This window comes from Embleya sp. NPDC127516 (genome assembly GCF_044765325.1).
In the GTDB taxonomy this organism is placed as follows: Bacteria; Actinomycetota; Actinomycetes; order Streptomycetales; family Streptomycetaceae; genus Embleya.
In genome coordinates, this window is the sequence record NZ_JBIWJT010000029.1 from 56,437 (window position 1) to 82,511 (window position 26,075).

Here is a 26,075-nt window from a genome sequence, read left to right on the forward strand (position 1 = left end):
ACGTTCCGTAACGCCAAGGAAGTTAGATCCTCCCGAGCGACTTGTCAAAACGAAACGTAACGTCACGCCAGCGGTAGAGTGGGAACCATGACCCCCGACCCGAACAGTGAACGGCGCAGCGAGCGCGCCCGCCGGGCGATCCTCGACGCGGCGTTCGACCTGGTGAGCCGCAAGGGCTTCGCGAAGGTGACCATCGAGGCCATCGCCGCCCAGGCCGGCGTGGGCAAGCCCACGATCTACCGTTGGTGGCGCTCCAAGGGCGCGGTGGTGCTGGAGGCGATGAACGAGGAACTCGGCGACGACTTCGCCTTCCCCGACACCGGTGACATCGCCGCCGACCTCACGACCCAGATCACCGCGGTGAGCCGGCGGCTGATCACCGGCCGGATCAGCGAGGCCTTCAAGGGCGTCGTGGGCGAGGCCCAGAACGACCCCGCACTGATGAAGGCGTTCCGCGAAACGATCCTCGAGCCCAGCATCGCGCAGTGCCGGGCCCGCCTGGATTCCGCCGTCGCCGCCGGGCAACTCCGCTCCGACGTACCCACCGACGTGATGGTCGACCTCTTCTACGCGCCGATCCACTACCGGCACTTCCTGGGCTTCGGCGAAGACGCCGTCAGGCGCAGCGCCGATCTCGTCCAGGACGTCCTGCTCGGCCTGCGACCCCGGCCGGACACGGGGTGAACGACCGGCGCCCGGCCCCTCGTCGAGGATGCTGTCGGCCGACCCGGGCCTGGATGCCTCGCCGGCCATGACGCGGCGGGGCGAAGTGCTGTCGGGGGGCTGGTGCACCAATCGACGCGCGCCGACGCCCACGTGACGGGCCGCGAACGCGAGGACCGGTCACTCCCGGCCCGCGCCGTCACCGTTCCTCGTCGTCGAAGTGGACCACGCAGGCGTTACCGCGCCGAACCGAAGTACGCCGCCCCGATCAGAGACGGTCCGTCCGTCTCCCACGAAGGAGTGTGTCCGGCGGTGGTGGTCCGCCGCGGCGCCCGCCGCCCACGACGCGGGCGCCGCCGCGTACGACCCCGGGTAGCCTCCGGGCTCAGACCCTGGTCATGGTCGACGTGTATCCGCCCCCACCGGGGTAGACCCAGTCACCGGTCATCACCGTATCGTCGGCGTTGAAGGTGCCCCGGAAATACGCCGGGCTGCCTTTCGCCCCCGCCCAGATGGTGAGTGTGTCGCCGGCGAGTTCGTAGACGTAGTCGAATGTGTTGCCGTTCGAGTCGTAGTACCGCGACACCACGTCCGCGCCGGCGGGCTCGCCGAACGGACGGAGGTTCCCGATCACTTCCAGGCCACTGACCGGCTCACCGAACTGCGTGAGCTCGACCTGCTGGCTCAGGAAGAACCCGCCGGGCATCCACTCGTATCGCACGCTTCCCTCGGCCCCGCCGGTCACCGCCCAGGTGCCGACCAGGCGATCCAAGGCCTTGAGCTCGACGCTCGGCTGGTTGCTTTCGGACATGTCGTCCTCCTTCTTGTCGATGGTCGCCGATACCTCGAAGCCGTCGACCCGACCTCGACATCCGGCGCGTGTGGCGTGGATCACGCCTGGAAGGTGTCGAGACCCGGGATTCGGTACCGACGTATCCGGCAGGACCCACCAAGGAGGAGTCATGACGAACACCGTCACCACCGACGCCGCCCCCGCGATGCGCCGCTCGGATCACCTGTTCATCGCCGGGGCGCTGGCCGGGCCGGTGTTCTTCGCCTCGGCGGGCGTCCAGATGGCCACCCGCGAGGGCTTCGACATCACCCGGCACCCGATCAGCCAACTCTCCACCGGTGGGGCCGGCTGGATCCAGATCACCACGTTCGTACTCGCGGGTCTCGGCGCTCTCGCCCTGGCCGCCGGAATCGCGCGCGCCCTGACCGAAGGTGTCGGACGACGGACGGTACCGGTCCTCGTCGCGGTCTTCGGCGTCGGGATGATCTCCGCCGGACTGTTCACCATGGACGCGGAGAACGGCTTCCCGGTCGGCACCCCCGACCGGCCGGTCGAACGCATGTCCTGGCACGGCATCGTCCACTCGGCCTCGGCCGTCGGCGCCTACATCGCCCTGGCCGTCGCCGCGATCGTGTTGACCGTGCGCTGCGCGCGCCGCCGGGCGATCGGCGCGGCTGTGCTGAACGGCGTGGTCGCGACGGTCCTGCTGCTGCCGATGTCGGAGGACCACATGAGCATCCGGATCGCCGTGAACGGCCTGGTCGCCTTCGGCTGGACGACCGCCCTTGCGCTGACGCTCCGCCGTGTCCACCGGCCCGATTCGACCTACCATCGGCAGGGATGATCGGAAAGGAAGCGTCATGAAATACCTGCTTCTCGGCTACACCTCGGCCGCCGCCTGGGACGCCGCGACCGCCGATGCCCCGACGGAGGACGCGCTGGCCGCGTTCGCCGCCTACCAGGCGTTCGAGAAGGAACTCCGCGCGACCGGCGAACTCGTCGGCACCGAGGGCCTGGGCCACCCCGCGGTCAGCACCACCGTGCGCCGGACCCCGACGGGTGTGACAGCGACCGACGGACCGTTCGCCGAACTCAAGGAGGTCCTCGCCAGCTTCGCCGTCATCGACGTGACCGGCCGGGAACGTGCCCTGGAAATCGCCTCTCGGATCGTGGAGGTCCTGGGCGAGCCGATCGAGATCCGGCCCATCATGGGCGAGGACTTCGCGTCATGAGCAACAGGCTGTCGCACGACCCGGCGCGGACGGCGCGCCACATCCCGCGATGAACGACGGGCCGGGCGCGACCGCGGATGTCGAACTCCTGCTTCGCACCGAAGCGCCACAGGTGCTTGGCGCGTTGACGCGCCGTTTCGGCCGCTTCGACATCGCCGAGGACGCCGTACAGGAGGCGCTGTTGACGGCGAGCCGGACGTGGCCCGTCGACGGCGTGCCGGACGAACCGCGGAGCTGGTTGATCCGGATCGCCCACCGGCGGATGGTCGATCTCCTGCGCTCCGAGCAGGCACGGCACCGGCGCGAGCAGAAAGCGGGCATGGCCGAACTGATCCTGCGCGAGCCGACCCGCCAGGCGGCCCCCGCGCGGGAGACCGACGACGGCCTCATCCTGCTACTGCTGTGCTGCCACCCCGTGCTGAGCCCCGACTCCCAGGTGGCACTCACGCTGCGCGCGGTCGCCGGCCTCACGACCGCCGAAATCGCGCACGCCCACGGAACGACCGAGGCCACGATGGCGACGCGGATCAGCCGCGCCAAACGACGACTGGCCGACGCCGGAGCCCGCTTCACCCTGCCCACCGACACGGACCAGGCCTCCCGGATGAGCGCCGTCATGCGGGTGCTCTACCTCGTTTTCAACGAGGGCTACACCGCCTCCGCGGGAGACGAACTCGCTCGCACCCGGCTGACGAGCGAGGCAATTCGGCTGACCCGGATGCTCGTCGACGCGGTGCCGGACGACGCCGAGGCGACCGGCCTGCTGGCGCTGATGCTGCTCACCGAGTCGCGACGGCCGGCCCGCACCGGCGACGACGGCGCGTTGATACCGCTGGACCGGCAGGACCGCTCCCGCTGGAACCGCGATCTGATCCGCGAGGGCACCCGCCTGATCGACGGCGTCTGGCACCGCCGTGAGCCGGGCCCCTACCGCCTCCAGGCGGCGATCGCGGCGCTGCACGCCGCGGCCGCCACGCCGGAGGCGACGGACTGGCCGCAGATCGCGATGCTCTACCTGTGGCTGGAACGACTCGCCCCGACCGCGCCGGTGCGACTGGCCCGAGTGGTCGCCGTCGCGCGCGCGTACGGCCCGGTTCGGGGACTGGCGCTGCTCGACGACCTCAACCGGCGCCACGCATTGGATCAGGATCCGCTCACTCACCGACGCGAACGCGCGGTGCGGGCCCATCTCGCACATGCCACCGGCGACACGGCGGCTGCGAGGACCCTGTACCGCGAGGCCGCCGCGCTGACCGACAACCGGGTCGAGCGCCGCTACCTGCTCGACGAAGCCGACCGGCTCACCCCCCGAACCGATCGTCCATCCCCGGGCGACGCCCGCGATGCCCCGGCGATTTCGAAAGGGACATCCCACCTGCCCCCTGAAACCAGCGAGTAGCGTCGGGGCCGGCTCGGTGGCCAACACCCCGTTTCCGGCCCCCACCGCTTCGAACCGTGCCTACCAACCCTCGCGGCTGCGGAACAGGCTGTTCCGGTACGCCGTCAGGAACCGCTCGAACGACGAGGCCCGCACGGGCAGCGGGCCGCCTTGGATCTCCCAGGAGAAGACCTGTCCGCGGACGCCGTCGGCCTCGGGGGCAAGGTCGATGCAGTGCAGATTGCCGCCACCGTCCCGTGCGAACGGGACCCAGCCGGGATGCCACCATCGGTATCGGACGGACTTGTCGTCCGGATCCAGTTGGTGTGGCTCCGCGCTGTCGAAGGTGCCCTCGGCGAGAAGGTCGGTGAGCCCGCGGCGGGTGCTGATCATCTCCGAGACGGACATCCCGTCGTACTCGAACACGTCCAGACCGGCCGAGCCGCCGAACAGCCGTAGGTACGCCCGGAATTCGGCCGGCAGCGGTTCACCGACCGCGGCCTCGAGTTCGGCGATCGCGGCCGGATCCGCCGCGCCCCGTCTGCTGCTCAACCTTTCGGCGGCACCGGCGTCATGCGCGGCGAGCCAGTCGGCGATGTCGGACACGGTCGTGGTCAGTCGCTCGGTGCAGGCGTCGATGTCGACGGAATTCGGCACCTCATGACGCACGAGCGACAAGGCCGTGGCGGCATGTTCGGCACGCCATTGGGCGACCTCGGATGCGCCGTCGATCAGATCGACCGCACCGTGCTTCCGCAACAGGGCTTCAATGTCGCGGTGATGGCGGACGCCGGCGATGTGCAGCGCGTGGGTTCTGCGATTCCCGGTACCCTTCACGGCGAGCACGTCCGCCCCGGCCGCCAACAGCGCTTCCACGACTTCGATGTCCCCGCCGTGTGCGGCCAACATCAGCGGGGTCCAGCCGTCCGGGCGGGGCACGTTCGGGTCGGCTCCGGCACGCAGCAGCGCGGACACGACCGGCAAAGGCTCGGCACACCCCAGCGCGTGGGTCAGGACTGTCCCGAAATTCGGATCGTCCGGGTCGTTCGGATCGCACGGATCGCTGTGGTTGACGTCGGCGCCCGCGCTGATGAGGTACTCGACGATCGGAAGGCAGCCATCCCGGGCTGCCGTACCCAACATCGTCGAGCCGCCGACGAAGACGCCTGCCACCTGCGCGTCGACCGGCAGTCCCGCGACGACGAACGGCCGAACCAACTCCACCGCACCGGTGTCGACAGCCCGGAAGGCGACCAGATCCACCAAACCGTGATCGTCGTACTCGACTGCCGGATCGACACCCTGGGCGAACAGGCGACTCAGCGCGTCGGGGTTCTTCTCGTCGATCGCGGCAAGAAGCGCACGTGTCAGCTGTTGCATTCTCGAAAGTTAGCACGCCTGTTCGATCGACATCCAAGCACATTCCGCCCGGGTCACCGAGCACACCCGACCCGCACGCGCCGGCGCGCCGGGGGCCGCGACGGCGACCCGGTTGTCGGGCCGCTTCGTCGAAGTCGCCGCCGAACTTGCAGCCACCACGTGCCGCCCGCCCCACGCCAACCGGCCGCACAGGACACGGCCGTTGCGACGGGACTGTAAAAAGGTCCTGATACTCCCACCACCGGACATGAGAGCACCGGCGATCACCTCTCGAGGCCGCCATCGGCCCCGTGTCGGAGGTCCGCGGCGGGCGCCGCCGTCGATCCGCCGTCGTCGAGTCCTGGCAATACATGACCTTGACCGGGGCACACTCACCCCGGGAAATGCACCACACCGTCCCGCAGGCAGGCGAGACCCACTCGCCGTCCTGGCTCGATCCCGACTTCCCGGGGTCGGTGGCGGCGCGTTCCCGCCCGCGATGCGTCGCGGTTGTGGCTGTTGTCGTGTCGGCACGGAGGAGTGCCGGTGGCCTGGGGAGTGATCTGGTGCGTGAACGAATTGGACTGGCCGAGGTGTTGGCGGCTGCGGAGGGTACCGCGCCGGTGCGTTCCCTCGATGTCGTGGCACACAATCTGCGCGAGCGTTTCGACGCGCGATACGTGTCCTTCCTGTTCGTCGACGTCGTCGGACGAAGGCTGCTGCGCGTCAACGACACCCCCCGTACCGACCACGAACACCACGCCGAACAGGTCCCTCTCGCCGGCAGCAGCGTCTACGACGAGGTCCTGCGCGCCCAGAAGCCGGTCGTGACACCACAGGGCGACCAGGGTCAGCGGGTACTCACCCCCGTCACCAACCGCGGCGACACCATCGGTGTCCTGGAACTGTTCCTCACCCACGTCACCGCGGACGTGCTGGCCCAGGTCGAGGAGGCCGCGCACGCACTGGCGTACATCATCGTCACCGACCGCCGCTTCACCGACCTCTACCACTGGGGCAACCGCACCACCACCGTCAGCCTGGCCGCGGAGATCCAACGCCAACTCCTGCCCTCCGCTCCCACCTGCGAAGCCCCCGAATTCACCCTCGCCGGCGCCCTGGTCCCCGCCTCCGACATCGCCGGCGACACCTACGACTACGCCCTCGACCACGACACCCTGCACCTATCCGTCACCGACGCCATGGGTCACGACGTCGACGCCTCCCTCATGGCCACCCTCCTCGTCAACGCCTCCCGAGGCGCCCGCCGTGCCGGAGCCGACCTCGCCGAACAGGCCCGCCAGACCCACCAGGCCCTCCTCGACCACGGCCGGCAGACCTTCGCCACCGGCCAACTCCTGCGCATCGGCCTCGACGGAAGCAGCGCCCAACTCGTCAACGCCGGCCACCCCTGGCCCCTACGACTGCGCGACGGAACGGTCGAAGAACTGCGCCTGGCGGTGAATCTGCCCTTCGGCGTCGTCGGACAGGGCGCCTACCGCGTGCAAGACCTCGACCTGCACCCCGGCGACCGCCTCCTGCTCCACACCGACGGCATGCAGGACCGCGAAGCGCATACCGTCGACCTGCCCGGCCTCGTCCGCAAGACGGCCGCCGAGCACCCGCGCGAGGTCGTACGCACCCTGGTCGCCGCCGTCGCCGACGCCTACGACGGCAGACCGCCCAAAGACGACGCCACCGTCCTGTGCCTGGACTGGCACGGCCCCCGACCCGGCCCCGGCCCCGAAATCCGGCACCCGGACTCGGCCCGGTTCTCGTACGGCCATGGCTGATCCGTCGACGGCGACGGATCAGGCTTCTCTGCGCGTGGTTCGCCACTCGACCGCTCGGTGACGGCCGTGATTACCCAGGGCCCCAGACGTGTTGCCTTGGCTGGGGAAGTTGTCCGTCGGCGCCGGTTTCCCCCTGGTCGACGCTCGCGCGGTCCGGCACCCGCTCACCCCCGTCCGACTGTCGGGCCGCGCTCTTCCCGGACTGCCCGGGAGGATCGGCCCGATGATTCGGCTCGGTGGTGGTGAACGGCGCGGAGACGACGTAGGGGTGCCGGGGCGCGGCCGCGTCCGTCTTGAGCGAATCTCGCAGGCGCAGTCGCTGCGCGGCCCCGGCAATCGTGTCCGGTGGCTACAGGAAGCGTCTGATGGGGAGGACCGCTGCCTCTCGCAGGCGTTGCCCGGTGGCCCGACGCCGCCAGCGGTCGGGGTCGATGGTCACGCTACGTTCGAGGTCCGCGTCGTAGTCCCGGTCGAGTTCCGCGGTGAACGCCTCGTCCAGGACGGCGAGCATGACTTCCTCGTCGTGGTCCATGGAGCGGCGGTTGAAGTTGGTCGAGCCGATCAGCGAAGCCACCCCGTCCACGGTCATGATCTTGGCGTGCATCATGGTCGGCTGGTACTGGCGGATGCGCACGCCCGCGTCGAGGAGTCGGGTGTAGTGGTGCTGGCCGGCGAGTTGGCAGGCACGTTGGTCGGTGTGGGGGCCGGGGAGCAGGATTTCCACCGTGACGCCGCGGCGGGCGGTGGCGCACAGCAGGTCGACGAAGTAGGTGTCCGGGGCGAAGTAGGCGGTGGCCAGGCGGAAACGTTGTTCGGCGGAGGTGAGCATGACGCGGATGAGGGTCTGCATGTCCTGCCATCCGACTCCGGCCGAGCCGCGCACGACCTGGACGATCGAGGTCCCGACCTGGTCGTGTTCGGTGAAGCGGTCGCGGTCGTCGAAGAGTTCGTCGTGGCATTCGGCCCAGTTCTGGGCGAATGCGGCGGCGATCCCGTCCACGGCCGGGCCCCGGACCTTGACGTGGGTGTCGCGCCACTCGTCGGGGTTGCGGGCGTCGCCGCACCATTCCTGGGCGATGCCGACGCCGCCGGTGAAGGCGGTGTGCTCGTCGATGACGAGGGCCTTGCGGTGGCAGCGATGGTTCTGTTTGAACGGCGACAGCCACAACGGTTTGCGGAACCAGGCCACTTGGACACCGGCGTCGTCCATGACGTCGAGGAGGTCCTGCTCGATCTCCTTCGCGCCGAAGCCGTCGAGGAGCAGTCTCACCCGCACGCCGGCCCTGGCCCGGTCGGCGAGTGCGGCGGCGAAGTCGCGGGCGATGCGACCTCGCCAGTAGACGAAGGTCATCATGTCGATGGTGTGCTCGGCGCCGCGTATCGCGTCGAGCATGGCGGGGAAGATCGCATCGCCGTTGCGCAAGGGGACGAGTTCGTTGCCTTCGGTGGCCGCCATTCCCAGCAGGCGCTCCAGTCGCCGACGCAGGCGCTGCTTGCGGGCCGGTACATCGTGCCGGGCCGTCACGTCGGTGCCGTCGGCGTGTTCCCTGTTCTCCCGAGTGCTCATGCGGCACCTTCCGACGGTTGGGATGGCGAGCGCGTCGGTCATCCGCGGACAGATCAGCAGCGGGGCGGTGGTGCCCGTGTTCATCGCAACGACTCGGCCGATGCGGTGCGTGGGAGGGTCCGCCACGCGCGGTCGCGAACGAGGCGACGCGGTCGTTCCCCGGGCAATACGTACCTCGATCGGGTTTCAGTCGGCGAGGAGTTGGGTGCGCAGTCCGGTCAGGGTTCGGGCCAGGAGGCGGGAGACGTGCATCTGTGAGATGCCCAGGCGCTCGCCGATCTGGGACTGGGTCAGGTCCTGGCCGAAGCGCATGGACAGGATGTCCCGCTCGCGCTGCGGCAGGGCCGCGATCAGCGGCTTGAGGGCGTGCAGGTTCTCGGCGAGGTCGTAGCCGGGGTCGACGAACGAGGCGCGCGAGGCGTGGACCTCGGTGGGGCCGTCGTCCGTGGCCGGGGCGTCGAGCGAGGCGGCCGTGTAGCCCGCGGCGGCGGCGAGGCCCTCGACGACTTCCTCGACGCCGATACCGAGCCTGTGGGCGAGTTCGGCGGGGGTGGGTTCACGGTCGTGTTCGATGGTGAACGCGTCGCGCGCCTTGGCCAGTTCCAGGCGCAACTCCTGCAGGCGGCGCGGGACGTGCACCGCCCAGGAGGTGTCGCGGAAGAAGCGCTTGATCTCGCCGGAGATGGTGGGGACGGCGAAGGTGGGAAACTCGACGTCGAAGGAGGGGTCGAAACGATCGATGGCCTTGATCAGGCCTATCGTGCCGACCTGGACCATCTCCTCCGTGGTCTCCGGGCGCGAGCGGAAGCGGCCCGCCACGAACCGGACCAGGGGGATGTTGAGCTCGATCAGGGTGTTGCGCACGTACTGGTACTCGTGCGTGCCCTCCTCCAACACCCGCAGCCGGTCGAACAGCACCTTCGACATCGCCCGCGCGTCGGTCGCCGAGACACTGCCCGGGTCGTCGATGATCGGCAGATCGGCGAGCGCGCCGTCCCCGGCTGCGGCGGTCGCGGTCGCGTCGGCCGCCGGGAAGGCGGTCGCGGCGGCGGTGGGGTTCATCTCGGCGTCCTCCTGCTTTCGGGCCGGCTGTGGGCCGCAGCATTGTGCCCCACATCGAGGGAAGTACACCCGATCGGGGGTGAGATTCCGCGCCGACGACAGTGACGTCCTGCCGGGGTCGTCATCCGAAACGCGGCGTTCGCGGCGTCGAGTGTCGATCCACTCGATCGGGCGACGCGTAAGGCGCGGGCCGCCGGGCAGGCGTGCGGGCACGGCGGCATCGGCCTCGGGAAAGGATCGCCCATGGTGCACGAACGGCCAGGTCACGGCCCCTACGGTGGAGTCGAGGTCTCCCGCTCCGATCCCGCGCTCGACGACCGGCCGGACGAGGACGCGAGCGCGTCGTTCCGCGCCTGGGCCCGTATGCCGAGGTCGCCCCGGAACACCGTCCGCCGTCCGCCCACGTGTCCGTGAGGAAGGTCATGCCTCGACATCGTCGTTGTCTCGTCCGGTGGCGCGTGCCACACCGGACCGGGGCTGCCGCCCGCGCCCGCACGGCCGTGGGAGCTGCCCTCGCCGACTGGGGGTGGGGCGAGGACCGCGTGGCCGCGGCCGTTCTGGTCCTGTCGGAGATGTTGACCAACGCCCAGGTGCACACCACCGGGGACGTGGTCCTGGCCGTGCGCCGGACCGGGCGCGGGGTGCGGTTGTCCGTCACCGACACCGGCTCGCGGATGCCGACGCGCCGCGATACCGGCCCCGAGCACGAGGGCGGCTTCGGCCTGCACATCCTCGACACCCTCACCACCGACTGGGGCGTCCGCAAGCACCGGGGCGGCAAGACCGTCTGGGCAGACCTGGACGCCCCCCGCCCCGACGCACGCCGGCACCCGCGTCCGGTGCGCGCCGGACCCGGGGCCGCCCCGATCCGGGCGGCCCTTGGCTCGATTCGTCGGGCGGGTCCGGCGGTGGCCCGCCGAACGGCAGTGCCGCGTCGCTCGGCGGCGTGGGTGCGGCGGCAGATCGGCTCGTCGGCGCGCGGGTGGGTGCCGGCGGCGATCCGGCGGATGCGGCACGAGAGTTCACGCCTGATGTTGGTGGACGTCCTCGCCGCGGTCTGATCCCGCGCAGCGGGCATGCCGGCCGAAAGCGGGGTGGTCGTCGGTCAGGGGTGTTCCGATGCCGGTGCCGTGCCACGGCTGGAGCAGGAGGGTGGCGTCGTCGCGAGCCGGTCGTGGTGGTACTCGCGGAACGCTCGGATGAGTCGGCGCAGGGTCTCCGGCGCGGGCAGGCCGTCCGCCACGTGGCGGATGACGAAGTCGACGAACCGGTCGAGGCCGAAGAATCTCGCCTTCGGGGTTGCGGGCCTCGGTGATGCCGTCGGTGTACAACAGGACCCGGTCGCCGGGTTCGGGCTGCTCGTCGTACAACTCGACGGGCAGGCCCATGGCGGTGCCCATCGGGTGCGCGGGCGGGTGTTCCAGGGTGGCGACCCATTGACCGTTGCGGATCACGATCGGCGGGTGGTGGCCGCGGTTGACCCGGGTCAACGCGCCGGTGAGCAGGTCGAGTTCGGCCAGGATCGCGGTCGCGTAGCGGCTGTGGCCGAACTGTTCCAGCAAGGCGGCCTCGATCTCCTCGGTGGTGTCGACCGGGCCCACGCCGTGCCGGCGGCTGCTGCGGCAGCCCGCCAGGGGACGGCGGTCCGGCCTGCACGGCCTCGGCGTACCCTGGGGCGCGCACTCCTGGCACCCGTGTTCGACCTGCCCGGACGGCCGCACAGCGCCCGCTTCCTGTTCCTCGACGAGGCCCTGGCCCGGGACCTGTTCCCCGAGTGGGACCGCACCCCGTTCCCGGTTGGACGCGTCGGCGAACCCGCCGTGCACGAGGACGACGGTCGGCTTGGGCGGGCGGGGGTGGCGGTCGCCGGCGGAGGCGGACGCCGAGGTGGTGAACGTGGCGAAGGCCGCGGCTCCGGCGAGGGTGAACGCGGCGGCGCCGAGGCCGAGCTTCCGGGATCTCCGGTGTGATGCCATGTCGGGCTCCTCTGTGTTCGGGGGTCGGTGAAGTCCCGTCCGGGCGTGGGGTGTTGGGGCTGCCGGAGGGGTGGCTGTGACGGAGCGGCGCCCGCCGGCCCGCCCCTTGTGGGGGTGGGCCGGCGGGCGCCGGAGTGCCGGTCGGGCGGGTTCAGCTGCCGGCGGCCTGCTTGATCAGGTCGGCGACGGCGGCGGGCTGCGAGACGTAGACGGCGTGGCTGCCGGCCGTCTCGGCGACGCGGGCGCCGATTCGCTCGGCCATCGCGCGCTGCACGGGTGGCGGGATCATGTGGTCCTCGGTGGCGACCAGGTACCAGGACGGCTTGGTGCGCCACGCCGGGGTGGACACCGCGCCGCCGGCCGCGTCCAGGCCCCAGGGCAGCTGCGAGTCGGCCAGGAACCGGCGAGGCTGGTGCAGTGATGGCCCGCGAGGAGGTCGCCGTGGTCGTCGTCTGTCGGGAGGTCGACGGGGCGCGGGTGGCATACGGTGGCGGTCGTCTCGGTGATGTTCGCGGTGCTCGGGCTCATATGGGCATCCCCTTCGATCGTCGGACGGGCGCAGGGCCGGCCTGCCCAGGGGGCCACGGGATACACCCGTATGCAGTAGCGAGCCGAATAACGAACCGTGTCTTCCGCCAGGAACCTTGTCGTCGCGGTGGGCCTGTAAGCGCTCGCAGGAGTGGATTTCGACGCCCGCCTCGGCGACACACGCGGCAAGCGTACGGAGTGCACACGCCGGTCCTAGGCGTCGTGGCGCGCCCCAGGAGACAAAGTGTCGTCGGGTTCGATCGCGGCCAAGGCGTGGTCGACGTCGTGGTGTTCGGCGACGACGAGGGACAGGCCGGTCACGCGCAGCATCCTGCGGAGGCGCTCGGGTGGGGCCGCGACGGCGACGGTGCCCCGATGGGCGCGCGTGCGGTGGTGGAGGGCGACCAGGACGGCCAGGCCGGTGGAGTCGGAGAACCCCAGGCCGGCCAGGTTCAGGACCACATGGCGGTGCCCTTGGTCGATCAGCTCGAAGCCGCGCCTGCGCAGTCGGGGCGCGGTGTGGTGGTCGAGGTGGCCGCGAACGTCGACGACCGCGACGCCCGGACGTGGGGTGCGTGTGGTGAGAACGAGGTCGGGTTCGGCCACGCTCATCGGATCGCCGCCTTGCTCGTCGGGGATGTCCACATCGTCGCATTCGTTCGCACGGCTGTGTCGCGCGGCTTCAACGTCGTATGCGGGCGCGGACGTGTTTGCCCGCCTCGTGTTGTTCGACGCTCCACGTCGTGGTGAGCATGTCGAGCAGGCGTAGGCCGTATCCGCCGTCGCCGTTCGCGGGACGCTGGAGGACGAGGAGATCGCGGGCGTGGTCGCCCACCGCGATCTCGACTCCGTCGGGGGTGGGGCTCAAGGTCAATTCGGCTTCGCCGTGGGTGTGGCGAAGAACATTGCCGACGAGTTCCGAGACGACCTGGACGACGTCGTCCGCGCGGTCCGGGGGCCGGCCCCAGCCGCCGAGGGCGTCGCGGACCGTGGCGCGGACCCGGCCCAAGACACCAACACTGTGCGTCAGGGTCCAACTCAGTTCCCCTGTGGGCGGGTTGCGTGGCGGAATGGTCATATCCGGGCTCCCACCCGTGTTGATTTCGGTGAAGCACCGCCGACCCGCGCCGGCGGGCCGGCACGTGGAGAACGCGCAGTCGGCGCGCGCCGGGGCGCTGCCGACGACGGGACCCGGGCCCGCCGCGCTCGTCGGCGCGGCGGACCCGGCGGGAGTCACGAATCGAGGGTCTCGACCTTGGCGTCGGCCGCGTTGGTCCTCACCGATTCGACGCCCTTGAGGCAGGCGGCCTTGGTCTCGTAGGCCTCGCCGGTGGCGACGATCTCGCCGTTGCCCGCCTTGAGTCGGAACCTGAACTTGCCGTTCTTGTCGGTGTACACCTCGAACTTGCCTGCCATGGGATTCACCCGGCCTCTCGGTTCGTGCGGGCACCGGACCGATGGTGTCGGTACCCGCGGACGTGGGTCACAAGGGCGGACGCGGAGCACGTCGGCCTCGCCGACCGTCGATCACGGACGGAATTCCGGACGACGCCGCCGGCGGACAGCCTCGCGGGTCGGCGTCGAAACCGGATCCGTTCGCCGGTTACGGCGTGCCGGCGGGGCCGGCCCCCGGGGTGCCCGGTGCGGTGTTGCCGTAGTAGTCGCCGGTCCGTGTGCGATGGTCGTGGTCGTCGAGGTGCTTGTCCTTGTCGAACTCGGGGGAGTTCTTGATCTCTTCCTTGGTGCGCGAGACGTGGACGACCTTGTTCTCGGTGTCGATGCTCGCGATCGTGCCCGCGGGGAGCAGGACGTGCTTGCCGAAGATCCACACACCCGTGTCGACCACCAGGTAGGACGCGTCGACGTCGTCGTTGTGCTTGTCGACCTTGCCGATGTTGCCGTCGGTGGCATCGACCTTGTAGCCGGCCAGGCTCGTTCCCGCGGTGTAGCCGGACTCGGGACGGTGACCCCACACGTTGTCGCCGGTGCTCACGGAAATCCTCCTCGGATGTCGACTATCGACGACCCCCACGCGGCAGACAGCAGCCGCCGCCCGGGAGTCGTCCGAGCAATGGTTCGGCGCACGCCTGCCCCGCCGCTCCCGCTCCACACCCGCCGCGAGGAAAGGCCGGCTTGAGAACTCGCCTTCGGATCGGACGGTGTTCCGGCCCGCGACCGGGAACGGGCGACGGCTCCGGCCACGGACTCCCGAAGGCGAACAGGTCGACCACACGCCTGCACAGGCCGTTCGACGCCACCTGCGCAGGCGCCAGCGCGGACGACCCCGCCGCGACCGAGAGACGCCCGGGCCGGCCGCCGGTCGTGGCCATCACCGCCGCGGCGGCGCACCACAACTTCGACCCTCCGCCGCCCGTCACCAGGCTCGGTCGGCACCAGCCAACCCCCACTGCATCCACATGGCAGTGCGAATGTCCCCGGGCACGCCGCCCCGTTCCCCACCACGGCCAGGACCCTCTCCCCCGCCGCGAAATCCCCGTCCCCGCCGTAGCGCGCCCCGGGGCTCCACCCGCCGTGACTGAGTGGTTTTCGAGGCGGGTACACGCCCTCCTCCCACGACCGGGGTGCGCGCCCGGCACCGGCGAACCCCGGCTCCGGCGAACCCCGGCTCCGTACACACGCGCAGGACGAGTGCCGTTACGTTCGCATCCGAACCCCGACCACCCACACCACCGACGACGTCCGCGAGTCGCGAACCCGCCCCGCCCACCGGGCAATTCGAGACCTGGGCGCCCTCGCCCGGGCCATCCCCAGCAATGGGTTGACCACGGTGAGGGCGAGCATCGAGGCGACGGCGACCGCGTGCCTCGGCTCGCCTTCGTGGCGGCCGGCATGGGTGCCGCCCAGACGTGGCGACAGTCCCTGCCCGTTCACGAATCGAAGCTCAGGAGTTCCTCGAAAGACACAGATATTCACCACGGGCCACTTTGGCGTTTTTGTCTGGAGCGCGGCCTGCGAGGGTGTCCCGCTCTGTCATTGCGCGTACCGTGAAACCCGCCGTGGTGAGCATGTCGGCGAGCTGCTCGTGGGTGCTGCCCCAGCGAAATACCTCGTCGCGTCGACGAAGCCAGCCTTGCACGGGACTACGTTCGTCTACAAACGACGGTCGACCCGAGACATCGAGGCCCATAAAAGAAAACGCGCACCACGTCGTACCCGCCGGGCGGGCACCCAGCTCACCGAGCAGTACGGTGACCTCTTCTGCTTCCAGGTACATCAAAACACCTTCGACAACGAACAATGTCCGCGCTTGCCGAACATACAGCGGGGAACGTGCCAACTGATCCTCGACCCCGCCGCGCGCGAGGTCGCCCTCGACCAGCGCATGATTATTCTTCAGGCCACCGTAACGCTCATACGCTGACCGCTTGAGATTCAAAGACGGGGCACGGTCGAATTCGATAAAGCGGGTGCCGGGAAATACTCCGGACAATTCCAGTGCCAGCGTATCGAGCCCTGAACCCAGAACCACGACTTGCTCCACCCCTTCGGAAATGGATTGGCGCGCCCATTCCCGCAGCAACTGCTTGCGCAGCGCTTGGTGTGCAAAGAGCCCGGGTAGAAAGATACGTTCCAGCCCGCGCAAAAGACCCCGTGCCATTCTCCATCGCGTCGCGGCGGCAAGCAAAGACCATGGGAATGTGGCACCGCCCAGGGCAGTCCGCAGGAATGCTTGGGCCTGTGGACCCACCAGCGGACGCCATGTCGGATCCTGCCCGACGAGTAGCTGCCCTCCTGCTACAACCAGAGCTGTCGCGGAAACGGTCACCATGCTTGTGCCATTTCGAACAGGTCCCTGTGGTGACGGTACCAGTCGCTGGTGAAGCGTTCCTGCGGGTCGTGGGCGCGTTTGAGGGTCAGGAATTCGCTGAACTTCGGGTGGCAAACTTCTATTTGCTCGCGAGTCGCGTGCCGATGATAGGTGAGATAGAAGCTGCCGTTGTGGGTGATGGCCAGGTCGATCAGGCCACGGAACGCCGTGCCGGCTTCCTCGTGCCCCGTGGCGTCATGGCGCACGTGGAGATTGAAGATGATGCACGCGTAGTCGCGGCGGGCCCAGGCGAGGAAGGTTTCATCATCGCGCCGGACAAGCCGTATCGTGCCATAAATGAGATCGATGTCGTTGCCGCGCAGGTAGTCCGCGGCTGCGGCCATGTACTCGGTGAGTCGCGAGCGGGGCACGAAGATTTCGGTGATGACCTCAGAGCCCTGATGGCCAAGCACCTCATCGACCGCGAGATGGTAGTCGTCAATGTACGTGGCGAATTGATGACTGTCGGACCAATAAACCTGACCCGAAGTGGCCAGGTAGTGCTCGGCATAGCGATCGAATGCCGCCGACTTGTCTGTATGGGCAAGCATCAACAGGCCGCGCCAGTCATCAGGGGCTAGAATGCGCTGATCCTCGGGAATGGACGCATCACTGCCGACTGGCTGGTAGCACGAGAACACGCCGCGCTGCAGAAATGTATCTGCGACCGGGTCGATTTCGAACTGGAAGTCGCCGTACAGGAAGCCCTCGGCGATGCGTCGATCAAACGATTCTTGTAGATCGTCGATTCGACCGATTTCCACCACTCGGCGCACTTTGTACCGCTCCGTGAGGCGCAGCGTCACGTTCCCTATGACGCCGAAAAGGCCGTACCCGCCGATGGCGAGCGCGAACAGGTCTGCGTTTTCCTCCCGGCTGCACAGCTTTGGCTCACCTTGCGAACCGATAATGGTGAAGCTCTCCACATCGCTGACAAACGGGGGCAGAGTCAAGCCGCGGCCGTGTACGTTCGCTGCGAGGCAACCACCGATGCTCAGTCGATTGGCGCCTGTCTGCTTCTGTCGGAACGTCCACACTTTTTCGACTCCGGCCTGGTTCGCCAGGAGCCATTCGTGCAGCTCCTGCCACTGAATTCCGGAATTTACCTCGACCAGGCCACGTTCGGCGTCCAGAGAGACAACACTGTTGAATTCTGCGGTATCGACAAGTATGTCGTTGCTGGAAAATTGCTGCCCTCCCATGGCGTGGCGGCCTCCGCATATAGCCACCCCTCGTTCTGTGCGCGTCGCCTCCTTGACGGCGGCGCAGATATCCTCGATAGACCTGACGGGGACGATCTCGGCAACGTGCGTAAGGTTCAGCGCAGAATGCCTGTCGTTTACCGTAACGGGGTTCTGCGGAGCGCCTGCAGTCATTGTGATCCTTGCGATTGAATTGATCTCGGTGAATGCCAGTCGGGCCGGGGCCGACCCAGCCAGGCCGTGGCGCCGGGCGCACCGGGCAGCCCATCAGGAATGCCAATGCGTCGTAGTGCCCTCGGTTGTGGGGGGCGACCTGGACGGAGAGATCCGCGAGGCGAGATCGCCCGAGTTCGGTGGTGCTGCCGGTGAGCGCAGTCGCCTTGGTCTTCCCCCCGGAACCGGTGTCGTCCTCTATATGGTGAAGCCGGCCGGTCGTATCCGCCTGAGTACCCGTACTCATATGGGTCCGGTCTCCGGTCTCGCCCGCTCGGGCGAACCCCGGGGTACATGTACCGCATGGGCGCGTCCACTCGCCGGTCGTGATCGACCGGGCCCGGGAGATCGTCGCCGAGACGACGCCGGCGTGACCTTGGGACAGTTCTGGCATCGGGCGATCTCCGAGCAACTGGTGCCGAACACGCCGTCGATGTACCGCCGGCTGTCCTCCCGTCCGGCCGGGGCCCGGCGCGAGGGGCGCTTCCCCGACCTGGTGGACACCCTGCGCGAGGTCCACGTCCCTCCGGCCCGGACCGACAACGCGGCGTTCCTGGAGCGGGCGCCCGACCGGTTCCGGCTGGCCCGCAGCCGCGGCCGGGAGGTCGCCGTGTACGTCGCGGCGGAAAAAGACTCCCTGCGGCGGAAGTTCAGTTCCTGGTTGGCCGATCCGGGTGTACCGGTGCCGGTCGTGCGCGGCTTCGGCAGCCAGTCCTACCGTCCAGCGGTGGCCGACGCCTCGCCGCGCTTGGCCTGCAGTAGGTGCCGGCGCTTGTCATCCTTCGCCCAGGTGTGCGAGCCGGGCTTGGCTGCCTCGGCGGCCAGGTGCTTGACGGTGATCTTGCACACGAACTCCTTGAGCTTGGCGCCGGGGCGTCCGCCGAGGTGGAGCTTCTTCGCGGTGTCGTCCTTGTCGGCGAACTGGAAGATGCCGGCGCGTCGGCCCAGGCTGATGCACTGGCCGGCGAACCCCAGGCTGATCGGCTCGGGTTGCTCACCCGCGATCCGGCTGAGCACCGTGTCGGCAGCCTGCGCACCCAGCGGAATCGCGGCCTGGCAGCTCATCCGGAACGGCAGGTCCGACGGCGCCGCCGAATCCCCGGCCGCGACGATGCGCCCGTCGTCCACGCTGGTCAACGTCTCGTCCGTGAGCAGGCGGCCCAGGGCGTCGGTGCTCAGCCCGCTGCGCGCGGCCAGGTCCGGCACCCCGAAGCCGGCGGTCCAGATGGTCACCGCACTCGGCAGCTCGCGGCCGCCGTCGAGCCGCACGCCATCACGGGTCACCGCCGTCACCTTCGCGTCGGGGCCCTCCAGCACGGTCACACCGAGCTTGGCCAGCCGCCCGGCCACAGAGCGCCGACCCCGGGCGTGCAGGTACGGGCCGAGCACCCCACCGCACACCAGGGTCACGGCCCGGCCCGCCTCCGCCAGTTCGGCGGCGGTCTCGATGCCGGTCGGACCGGCACCGACCACCGTCACAGCAGCCGTCGCGGGCACGGCATCGAGAACCGGCCGCAGCCGCCCCGCCTCCTCGAAGGTGGCAATCGGATAGGCGAACTCCGCCGCCCCGGGCACCTGCGGGTCGGCGCTGCCACTGCCCACCGCATAGACCAGGTAGTCGTAGCCGACCGTGCCACCGGCCGCAAGCGTCACCCAGCGCCCGGCCGGGTCGATCCGGGCTACGGTGTCGACCACCAGCCGGACGCGCTCGCCCAGGACCTCCCGGTACTCGACGACCGCGTCGTCGGACCCGCCCACCAGCTGGTGCAGACGGATCCGCTCGACGAAGGTCCGGCGCGGGTTGATCAGTGTCACTCTCACGTCGTCGCACTGAGTCAGGCGATTGGCCGCCATCACCCCGGCGTACCCGCCGCCGATCACAACCACATCGGTGTTCCCAGTCATGGTGTCTCCTTCGTTTCAGGGGTTCGGCAACAAGGCGACGCATCGTCGAGCGTTGTGACAGTGTGTGAGGCAGATCACTCTGCACAGCGCCGCCGTGACGAGATGCCGACGCACCAGCTCCATAGGCGGGGCCGGAGATGATCACAGGAGGATGTTGTAAGTAAGTAGTTACTTCTGTCAAGATGTCGTCATGGGACCACGCAGCACGGCAGCACAACGACGCGTCGAGGCCATCGAGGCAGGCATGCGAGTGTTCGCCGACAACGGGTTGACGACGACGGCGGTACAGCGGATCGCGGACGAGATCGGCGTGTCGCAGCCGTACGTGTTCCGGCTCTTCGGAAGTAAACGAGCGTTCTTCCTGGCCTGCATGGATGAGATGGAGGCCCGCGTTCTTGCGGTCTTCCGGCAGACGGCCGCAGCCGCTCCGGACGAGCCCTTCGAGGTGATGGGCGCCCGCTTCCGCGGCCTCATCGCCGACGGCGTCCTCAGCGGGCTGTGGATGCAGTCGTGCGCCGCGGCACGCGCCGACGAAACGATCGCGGCACGGTGCCGGACATTCCTCGCCCGCACGTTGGAGGAAGTCGAACGGGCCACCGAAGCAAGGTCGGAGGACTTGGCGCAGTTCCTCGCGAGGGGCGCGCTGGTCATGATGCTGCAGGCGGTGGGCGCGGATCTGACCGAGGGAAGCCGGGGAGCCATCGAAGCGCTGCGCGCGGAGGGGAGCGCTGCGACGCCGGTGCCCGACCCAGCGACGACCGTAAGCTCCGGGCCGGACAAGAAGGCAGCGCGATGAACCCCGTGCTGTTTCCGGTCATTGCGGCCCAAGCACTGTGGGTGCGTGCCCGGGCCGAGTACCTGCCTCCCCCCGCAGGCGCCGTCACGGGGAGCGCGGGAGCCGAGCATCGCAGTCCGCTACGGGTAGCCGTCGTCGGCGAGTCCACCGCGGCGGGCTACGGGGTGGAGACCCACGACGACGGCTTTCCCGGCGCGTTCGCCCGCGAACTCGCAGCCCGGACAGACTCGTTCGTCGAGTGGGAAGCGGTCGGGCAGTACGGCGCGACCGCCCGGCGCATCCGCCACCGGGTCGTACCGGAGCTCGGGGACGGCCTGCACGTCGCCGTCCTCCTCGCCGGCGTCAACGACGTGCTCGCAAGGCGCTCACCGACCGATTGGCGGGACGACCTCACAGCCATCGTGGACGACCTCTGCAAGCGCGCGGAACGGGTCGCGGTCACGGGCATCCCGCCCTTCAGCACCTTCCCGTCCCTCCCCAACACCCTGGCCCGCCACCTCACCCGGCGCGCCGGCGTCCTCGACGAAGTCTCCCGCCGGATATGCGCCGAGCGCCCGCACGCGACCTGGGTCCGTTCCGACGACATCCCGGTCGGCCCCGGGTTCTTCGCCCGCGACGGCTTCCATCCCGCCGCCCCCGGATACCGTCGCTGGGCCCGAGCGGTCGCGGACCAACTGCCGCTGTGATCGCCGAGCAGGACCCGGGTCTGGACGGTGCTGGTCGGGGTGGCGGACGCGCGCAGTCCTTGGCGTGGACCGTTTGAGGGGCCCTCTCATCGGATCGCCTGTCCGTAACCCGGCAGCTCCGCTAGGCGCGGTGGCGCGGGCCTGCTCGCTGACGCCGCAGTGGCGGGGCGCGTGCGAAGCGATCCCGCGGCACCTGTTCCTGCCCGCGCACGTGGGCCGTGCCCGGCGGCGGGTACACGAGCGTCGATCGTGATCGTGATCCTGACGGCCACTTGCCCAGGTCCAGTGTCGTTCCGTCGAACTCCTCCTGGAAGTCCAGCGTGTGGCCGGTCTTCGAGGTGGGGTTCGCGGGGAAGTCCGCGGCGACGGCGGGCGGCGCGCCGGAAGTCGTGCCGAACACGGTCAGGCCGACAACGAGCAGGGTTGCGGCGGGCAGGTGGAAGCGGCACTGTCTCAATCTGGCTCCTCAGGGGCGCGGGCGGAGACGGAGCGCACATACTTAAGAAAGAAAGTTACCTACGCAAGAGGTTGCGCCTACAGAAGGGCACCTCTGCCGCCGTCCGACCCGGGCGGCCCACCCGTCCCACGACGCACCGGGGCCGTATCCGCCCGGGCGCGCGCGGGAGTCGCGTCCGCAGCGCGAGTGGCCCCGCAGGAACGGTCGTACCCGCCTGTGCCCAGGCGGTGGTGTAGCCGACTCGCCCGCCCTCTCGTCAGCGATCGGCCGCGGTGACCCCCTCCGCAGGGGCCGGCAGCCCGTCGCGCAGGAGATCGCGCGCCGCCTCCACGCCGCCGACCACGACGGCCTCGTCGGTCAACGCGCTCAAAACCACCGGCGGTACGTCGTAGCAGATGTCCGCGAGGTGCTCGCGCACGTCGTCGACAACCGCCGCTCCGGCGCCCGGCAACGTCCCGCCGAGAACGATGAGGCGGGGGTCCATCGCGAGCACCATCGCGCCGACACCGGCGGCCAACGCCCGGGCGTACGCGGCGACCGCGGCTCGCGCGGCGGCGTCGCCGTGTCGGGCGCGGGTCAGGACCAGGGCGGCCTGCTGCGCCCCGCCGTCCTCGCGCTCCCCCGCCGCGGCCAACAGCCGCGCGGGGGCGTCGTTCCAGCCCAGACCCGGGTGCCGGCCGATCTCCCCGGCCGCGCCGGTGCGGCCGGTGAACGGCCTGCCGTCCACGAGTACGCCCACGCCCAAGCGGCGCCCGATCTGCACGTAGAGCACGTCCGCGGTGCCCTGCGCCGCGCCGACGCGGTGCTCGGCCAGCGCGGCGAGGTTGGTGTCCTTCATCGCCGTGACCCGGCAGCCGAGCCGCGCGCCGAGGTTTTCGGCCAGGCGCACCCCGCTCCACCGCGGGATGGCGACGCTCAGTCGCACCGCTCCTGCGGCGTCGATGATGCCGGGGGTCCCGGCGCCGACCGCCCACAGGGGCGCCGGATCGTCGTCGAGCAGCTCGTGCACCAACTCCGCAGCCACCGCAATGCGCGCCTGGGGGGCGGAGTCGGCGGGCAGCGGAAGGGTCCGCGACGCGCGATGGCGGCCACCGAGGTCGGTCAGGCGTACGGACACCGTGGCCGCGTCGATGTGGACGCCTGCCAGGCGGCCCGCGTCCAGGTCGAAGGCATAGCGCTGGGCGGGACGGCCGCCGGTGGGCACGGACTCCAGACCGTCGGAGCGCACGGTGCCCGCCTCCAGCAGCGCGGCCACGATGCCCCGCGCCGTCGGCCGGGAGAGCCCGGTCACCCGGGCGATCGCGTTGATCGCGAGCGGGCCGCCCTCGTAGAGCAGTCGCAGTACGCGACTTGTGTTCAGCCGGCGCAGCGCGCTCTGGTCGCCGCCGGGCAGGGCCTCGGTGTCCTTCATGAATTTCTCGTGCGTCCCCTCTTGACGTGGTGTTGCCAGGGTCCCATTCTCTAGCGAAAGAAAGTTTCTTTTCAAACCAGTGGCTTAGAGTCGTCGTCTCTTCCCGTCGGACGCGCCCGCGCCCGCACCCATTCTCTCGCTTCTCGTTGGAGGCCCCCGCCATGAAAATCGGCAAGATTCTGGTCTGCGCGGCCGTCGTCGCGGTGGCCGCGACGGCATGTGCGCCCGGCTCCTCGAACACCGCCGGCGCCCCCCAGCCGACCGGGCCCGCGCAAACCGGCGTGCCGGAGGGCCAGGCGAGGCTGAAGCTGGTCTCGACCCCCGAGTCGGGCGCCGCGATCAAGGCCGTCATCCAGGCGTTCCAGGCCAAGCACCCCAACGTCAGGATCGACTACCAGGACACGAACTACGACGACTACAACAAGAGCCTGAACCTGTCCCTCGCCTCCGACCAGGCGCCCGACATCGCGCTGCTCAACTCCGTCGGCGCGACGGTCAAGGACAAGCTGGTCCGCGACCTGACCCCGTACGCCAGGAGTTACGGCTGGGACAAGACCTACCCCAGCTCGCAGCTCGACCAGTGGCGGGTCGACATCGACGGCAGCACACTCGGCCGGGGCGGGCTGTACGCCGCGCCCGCGGGTTTCTCCCTGGTCGGCGTCTACTACAACAAGGCGGTCGCCGCGAAACTCGGCATCACTGCCCCGCCCACCTCCCTCGCCGAGTTCGAAGCCGATCTCGGCAAGGCCAAGCAGGCCGGCGAAGTGCCGCTGCAACTGGGCAACGCCGAAGGCCACGCATCCTTCGCCATCCAGCTCATGGGGCAGTCGGCGGACGGTGCCGAAGCGGCGGCGAAGTGGGTCTTCGGGCAGAAGGGCGCGACCTTCGACACGCCGGGCAACCGCGCCGCGGTCGACAAGGTCGCCGACTGGAGCAGGAACGGCTACCTGCCCAAGGGCGTCAACGGCACCGACCTGCAGGGCGCCGTCGACAAGTTCACCAAGGGCGAGGGCCTGTTCTTCATCGACGGCAACTGGGACGCCAAGAAGATCGCGGACAAGCTCGGCAAGGACGCCGGCTTCTTCGCCTTCCCCGCCCCCAGGGCCACCACGATCGGCACGTCGGTCGCCTACGCCGTCTCGGCCAAGACCAAGCACCCCGACGCCGCCGCGGCGTTCCTGGACTTCCTGCGCTCCCCGGAGGCCTCGGCCGAGGAGTTCAAGGCCGGATTCATGCCGGCCGATCTGTCCGCGGCCAAGCCCGAGCCCGGCACCCTGATGGCCGACATCGTCGCCGCCTGGACCAAGGTCGACGCCGACAACGGCCTGGTCGGGTTCAACAACAACGCGACCGCCACGATGAACGACAGGCTCACCTCCGCCGCCCAGGAGCTGATCGCCGGCAGGAAGGACACCGCCGGATTTATCTCCGCCGTCCAGGGCGAATGGGCCAAGACGCATGGCTGAGACGCTCGTCCGCCCCGACCGCGCGGCGGCCCCCGCCGTCGCCGCCCGGTCTGGTGGCGGGGTCCGCACCGGTGCCGGAAGGCGCCGCCGCGCCATCCCCCTGGTGTACGTGCTCCCCGCCCTGCTCTTCTACGGGGCGTTCGTCATCGCACCGTGGCTACACAGCATCTGGATCTCGTTCTGGACCTGGGACGGCGTCGGCACCGCCACCTGGGCCGGGCTCGCCAACTACCGCGAGGTCCTGGAAGAGCCCGAACTGCGCAGCGCACTTGTCCACGCGTTCGGATTCATCCTCTTCTACACGGTGATCCCCGTGGCGCTCGGACTCGTCCTCGCCGCGCTCGTCGCCGCCACCCCGTGGCGCGCGATGCCGGTGATCCGCACGATCATCTTCCTGCCGCAGATCCTCCCTCTGGTCGCCGTCGGCGTCGTGTGGAAGTGGATCTACAGCGAGGACGGCCCGCTGAACGAACTGCTGCGCGCTGTCGGCCTCGGCAGCGTCGCCCGAGTCTGGCTCGGCGACTTCACCTGGGCCTTCCCCGCCGTCGGGTTCATCGGCAGCTGGGTCTCCACCGGCCTGTGCTTCCTCCTGCTGCTGTCGGGCATCGGGCGGATCGACCCCTCGTTGTACGAGGCCGCCCGCCTCGACGGCGCAAGCCGCCTGCGCGAGTTCCGGCACATCACCGTGCCGGGGCTGCGCAGCGAGATCGGCGTCGCGTGCACGGTCACCGTCATCGCGGCGCTCGCCGGGTTCGACGTGGTCTACGTGATGACCGGGGGCGGACCCGGCACCTCCACCACCGTCCCCGGCGTCGAGATCTACCAGCTGGTGTTCACCGCGGGCCGCGTAGGCACGGCGTGCGCACTGGCAACTGTCCTGTCCCTGCTCACCTGTGCGGTCATGTTCACGGTGAACCGGCTCACGCGGGAGCGATAGCGCATGTCCAAACACCTTCCGCGACTGATCCTGCTGCTCGCCGCCGCAACCGTCCTGTTTCCCTTCCTCGCGCTGATGTCCGCCGCGCTCCAACCGCAGAGCAACCTCGCCCCCGGGCTGGACTTCCCCACCGACCCGCACTGGGAGAACTTCAGGACCGCGTGGACCACAGCCGGCTTCGGGTCGCTGCTCAAGTCCAGCGCGGTGATCGCCCTGGGCGTGGTCCCGATCGCCCTCGTGCTCGCGACGCTGGCCGGCTACGGCCTCGCCACGATGCGCATCAAGGCGAAGGGCCCCCTGTTCGCCTTGTTCATGGTCGGCATGGCACTGCCGTACGAAGCGATCGTCATCCCGCTCTACTACGACCTGCGGTCGCTGGGCCTGCTCAACAGCTATTGGGCGGTAATCCTCCCGCTCATCGGACTGTTCATGCCGTTCGGCGTCTTTTGGATGCGCGCCCACTTCGAGTCGCTGCCCCGCGAACTGATGGAGGCCGCAGCCGTGGACGGGGCGGGGAGTTGGCGCACGCTCACCCGCGTGTTGCTGCCCACCGCGCGTCCCGCGCTCACCACCCTCGGGCTGTTGTACTTCATGTGGGCGTGGAACCAGTTCCTCCTCGCCCTGGTACTCATCCAGGACCCGGACAAGCGCACCGCCCCCGCAGGACTGGGCAAGTTCGTCCAACAGTTCGGTAAGAACATCCCGCTACTGTCCGCCGGGACGCTCATCGTGATCACCCCGATCGTCCTGCTCTACCTGTTCTTCCAGCGCCACTTCATCAAGGGCATCCTCCAGGGTGCCGTGAAATAGGGGGACCTCGAC

Annotated in this window: 25 protein-coding genes and 1 pseudogene; 11 read left to right on the forward strand and 15 right to left on the reverse strand. The window is 69.6% G+C overall.

The window, feature by feature from the left end; genetic code table 11:
• The first annotated feature begins 87 nt into the window (after positions 1-87).
• Positions 88-684 (forward strand): TetR/AcrR family transcriptional regulator, encoded by a 597-nt coding sequence (locus ACIRL2_RS39135; protein WP_395870834.1) that lies wholly within the window; start codon positions 88-90, stop codon positions 682-684.
• A 364-nt stretch (positions 685-1,048) separates the two neighbouring features.
• Here ACIRL2_RS39135 and ACIRL2_RS39140 read toward each other — a convergent pair whose 3' ends face one another.
• Positions 1,049-1,474, reverse strand: coding sequence for a hypothetical protein (locus tag ACIRL2_RS39140; RefSeq protein ID WP_395870832.1), 426 nt, complete (start codon positions 1,472-1,474; stop codon positions 1,049-1,051).
• A gap of 151 nt (positions 1,475-1,625) precedes the next feature.
• Between ACIRL2_RS39140 and ACIRL2_RS39145 the strand changes: the two genes are divergently transcribed.
• The 3 genes from ACIRL2_RS39145 to ACIRL2_RS39155 are packed head-to-tail and all read left to right on the forward strand — an operon-like array spanning position 1,626 to position 4,087.
• Complete coding sequence (locus ACIRL2_RS39145) at positions 1,626-2,300, forward strand: DUF998 domain-containing protein (RefSeq protein ID WP_395870830.1); 675 nt, start codon at positions 1,626-1,628, stop codon at positions 2,298-2,300.
• Positions 2,301-2,316: 16 nt separating this feature from the next.
• Positions 2,317-2,688 (forward strand): YciI family protein, encoded by a 372-nt coding sequence (locus ACIRL2_RS39150; RefSeq protein WP_395870828.1) that lies wholly within the window; start codon positions 2,317-2,319, stop codon positions 2,686-2,688.
• A 49-nt stretch (positions 2,689-2,737) separates the two neighbouring features.
• Positions 2,738-4,087, forward strand: coding sequence for an RNA polymerase sigma factor (locus ACIRL2_RS39155; RefSeq protein WP_402238789.1), 1,350 nt, complete (start codon positions 2,738-2,740; stop codon positions 4,085-4,087).
• A gap of 60 nt (positions 4,088-4,147) precedes the next feature.
• On the opposite strand, the gene ACIRL2_RS39160 is transcribed toward ACIRL2_RS39155, so the two are convergent.
• Positions 4,148-5,446 (reverse strand): SMI1/KNR4 family protein, encoded by a 1,299-nt coding sequence (locus ACIRL2_RS39160; RefSeq protein ID WP_402238792.1) that lies wholly within the window; start codon positions 5,444-5,446, stop codon positions 4,148-4,150.
• A gap of 542 nt (positions 5,447-5,988) precedes the next feature.
• Between ACIRL2_RS39160 and ACIRL2_RS39165 the strand changes: the two genes are divergently transcribed.
• Positions 5,989-7,218 carry a PP2C family protein-serine/threonine phosphatase gene (locus tag ACIRL2_RS39165; RefSeq protein WP_402238910.1) on the forward strand — a complete coding sequence of 410 codons (1,230 nt, stop codon included), beginning with the start codon at positions 5,989-5,991 and terminating at the stop codon, positions 7,216-7,218.
• A gap of 349 nt (positions 7,219-7,567) precedes the next feature.
• Here the strand turns inward: ACIRL2_RS39165 and ACIRL2_RS39170 are convergent, their stop codons facing one another.
• Entirely contained in the window at positions 7,568-8,785 is a 1,218-nt protein-coding gene (locus tag ACIRL2_RS39170; protein ID WP_402238794.1) for a phosphatidylserine/phosphatidylglycerophosphate/cardiolipin synthase family protein, read from the reverse strand.
• Positions 8,786-8,971: 186 nt separating this feature from the next.
• Entirely contained in the window at positions 8,972-9,847 is an 876-nt protein-coding gene (locus ACIRL2_RS39175) for a SigB/SigF/SigG family RNA polymerase sigma factor (RefSeq protein ID WP_402238797.1), read from the reverse strand.
• Positions 9,848-10,269: 422 nt separating this feature from the next.
• Between ACIRL2_RS39175 and ACIRL2_RS39180 the strand changes: the two genes are divergently transcribed.
• Complete coding sequence (locus ACIRL2_RS39180; RefSeq protein WP_402238800.1) at positions 10,270-10,908, forward strand: ATP-binding protein; 639 nt, start codon at positions 10,270-10,272, stop codon at positions 10,906-10,908.
• Here the strand turns inward: ACIRL2_RS39180 and ACIRL2_RS39185 are convergent.
• The 9 genes and pseudogenes from ACIRL2_RS39185 to ACIRL2_RS39225 form a co-directional block, all read right to left on the reverse strand.
• Positions 10,870-11,823, reverse strand: a complete 954-nt coding sequence (locus ACIRL2_RS39185; RefSeq protein WP_402238801.1) for a PP2C family protein-serine/threonine phosphatase — start codon at positions 11,821-11,823, stop codon at positions 10,870-10,872. The genes ACIRL2_RS39180 and ACIRL2_RS39185 overlap by 39 nt on opposite strands.
• Before the next feature lie 151 nt (positions 11,824-11,974).
• Positions 11,975-12,223 (reverse strand): annotated as a pseudogene (locus ACIRL2_RS39190) (alpha/beta fold hydrolase); the annotation flags it as partial.
• Positions 12,224-12,564: 341 nt separating this feature from the next.
• The gene (locus ACIRL2_RS39195; protein WP_402238804.1) at positions 12,565-12,963 is read right to left on the reverse strand and encodes an STAS domain-containing protein; all 399 of its coding nucleotides are present in this window, start codon (positions 12,961-12,963) and stop codon (positions 12,565-12,567) included.
• 70 nt (positions 12,964-13,033) lie between these two features.
• The gene (locus ACIRL2_RS39200) at positions 13,034-13,429 is read right to left on the reverse strand and encodes an ATP-binding protein (RefSeq protein ID WP_402238807.1); all 396 of its coding nucleotides are present in this window, start codon (positions 13,427-13,429) and stop codon (positions 13,034-13,036) included.
• Positions 13,430-13,584: 155 nt separating this feature from the next.
• A complete protein-coding gene (locus tag ACIRL2_RS39205; protein WP_395870812.1) occupies positions 13,585-13,767 on the reverse strand; it encodes a YegP family protein in 183 nt (60 codons plus the stop codon).
• A 187-nt stretch (positions 13,768-13,954) separates the two neighbouring features.
• Positions 13,955-14,344: a PRC-barrel domain-containing protein gene (locus ACIRL2_RS39210; RefSeq protein ID WP_402238810.1), complete on the reverse strand. Its 390-nt coding sequence runs from the start codon at positions 14,342-14,344 to the stop codon at positions 13,955-13,957.
• A 909-nt stretch (positions 14,345-15,253) separates the two neighbouring features.
• A complete protein-coding gene (locus ACIRL2_RS39215) occupies positions 15,254-16,141 on the reverse strand; it encodes a class I SAM-dependent methyltransferase (protein ID WP_402238812.1) in 888 nt (295 codons plus the stop codon).
• Positions 16,135-17,556, reverse strand: coding sequence for an FAD-binding oxidoreductase (locus tag ACIRL2_RS39220; RefSeq protein WP_402238814.1), 1,422 nt, complete (start codon positions 17,554-17,556; stop codon positions 16,135-16,137). Before ACIRL2_RS39220 ends, ACIRL2_RS39215 begins: the two co-directional genes overlap by 7 nt.
• A 753-nt stretch (positions 17,557-18,309) precedes the next feature.
• Entirely contained in the window at positions 18,310-19,500 is a 1,191-nt protein-coding gene (locus tag ACIRL2_RS39225) for an NAD(P)/FAD-dependent oxidoreductase (RefSeq protein ID WP_402238816.1), read from the reverse strand.
• 190 nt (positions 19,501-19,690) lie between these two features.
• Here ACIRL2_RS39225 and ACIRL2_RS39230 point away from each other — a divergent pair, with 190 nt between their 5' ends.
• Positions 19,691-20,296, forward strand: a complete 606-nt coding sequence (locus ACIRL2_RS39230) for a TetR/AcrR family transcriptional regulator (protein WP_402238818.1) — start codon at positions 19,691-19,693, stop codon at positions 20,294-20,296.
• Positions 20,293-20,982, forward strand: a complete 690-nt coding sequence (locus ACIRL2_RS39235) for an SGNH/GDSL hydrolase family protein (RefSeq protein WP_402238821.1) — start codon at positions 20,293-20,295, stop codon at positions 20,980-20,982. The genes ACIRL2_RS39230 and ACIRL2_RS39235 overlap by 4 nt, the downstream gene beginning before the upstream one ends.
• 121 nt (positions 20,983-21,103) lie before the next feature.
• On the opposite strand, the gene ACIRL2_RS39240 is transcribed toward ACIRL2_RS39235, so the two are convergent.
• On the reverse strand, positions 21,104-21,439 hold the full coding sequence (locus ACIRL2_RS39240; RefSeq protein WP_402238823.1) for a hypothetical protein: 336 nt from the start codon (positions 21,437-21,439) through the stop codon (positions 21,104-21,106).
• A gap of 256 nt (positions 21,440-21,695) precedes the next feature.
• The gene (locus ACIRL2_RS39245) at positions 21,696-22,850 is read right to left on the reverse strand and encodes an ROK family protein (RefSeq protein ID WP_402238824.1); all 1,155 of its coding nucleotides are present in this window, start codon (positions 22,848-22,850) and stop codon (positions 21,696-21,698) included.
• Between the two features lie 161 nt (positions 22,851-23,011).
• Between ACIRL2_RS39245 and ACIRL2_RS39250 the strand changes: the two genes are divergently transcribed.
• The 3 genes from ACIRL2_RS39250 to ACIRL2_RS39260 are packed head-to-tail and all read left to right on the forward strand — an operon-like array spanning position 23,012 to position 26,063.
• Entirely contained in the window at positions 23,012-24,316 is a 1,305-nt protein-coding gene (locus ACIRL2_RS39250) for an ABC transporter substrate-binding protein (protein WP_402238827.1), read from the forward strand.
• Complete coding sequence (locus ACIRL2_RS39255; protein ID WP_402238828.1) at positions 24,309-25,253, forward strand: carbohydrate ABC transporter permease; 945 nt, start codon at positions 24,309-24,311, stop codon at positions 25,251-25,253. Before ACIRL2_RS39250 ends, ACIRL2_RS39255 begins: the two co-directional genes overlap by 8 nt.
• 3 nt (positions 25,254-25,256) lie before the next feature.
• A complete protein-coding gene (locus tag ACIRL2_RS39260; RefSeq protein ID WP_402238831.1) occupies positions 25,257-26,063 on the forward strand; it encodes a carbohydrate ABC transporter permease in 807 nt (268 codons plus the stop codon).
• The last annotated feature ends 12 nt before the right edge of the window (positions 26,064-26,075 follow it).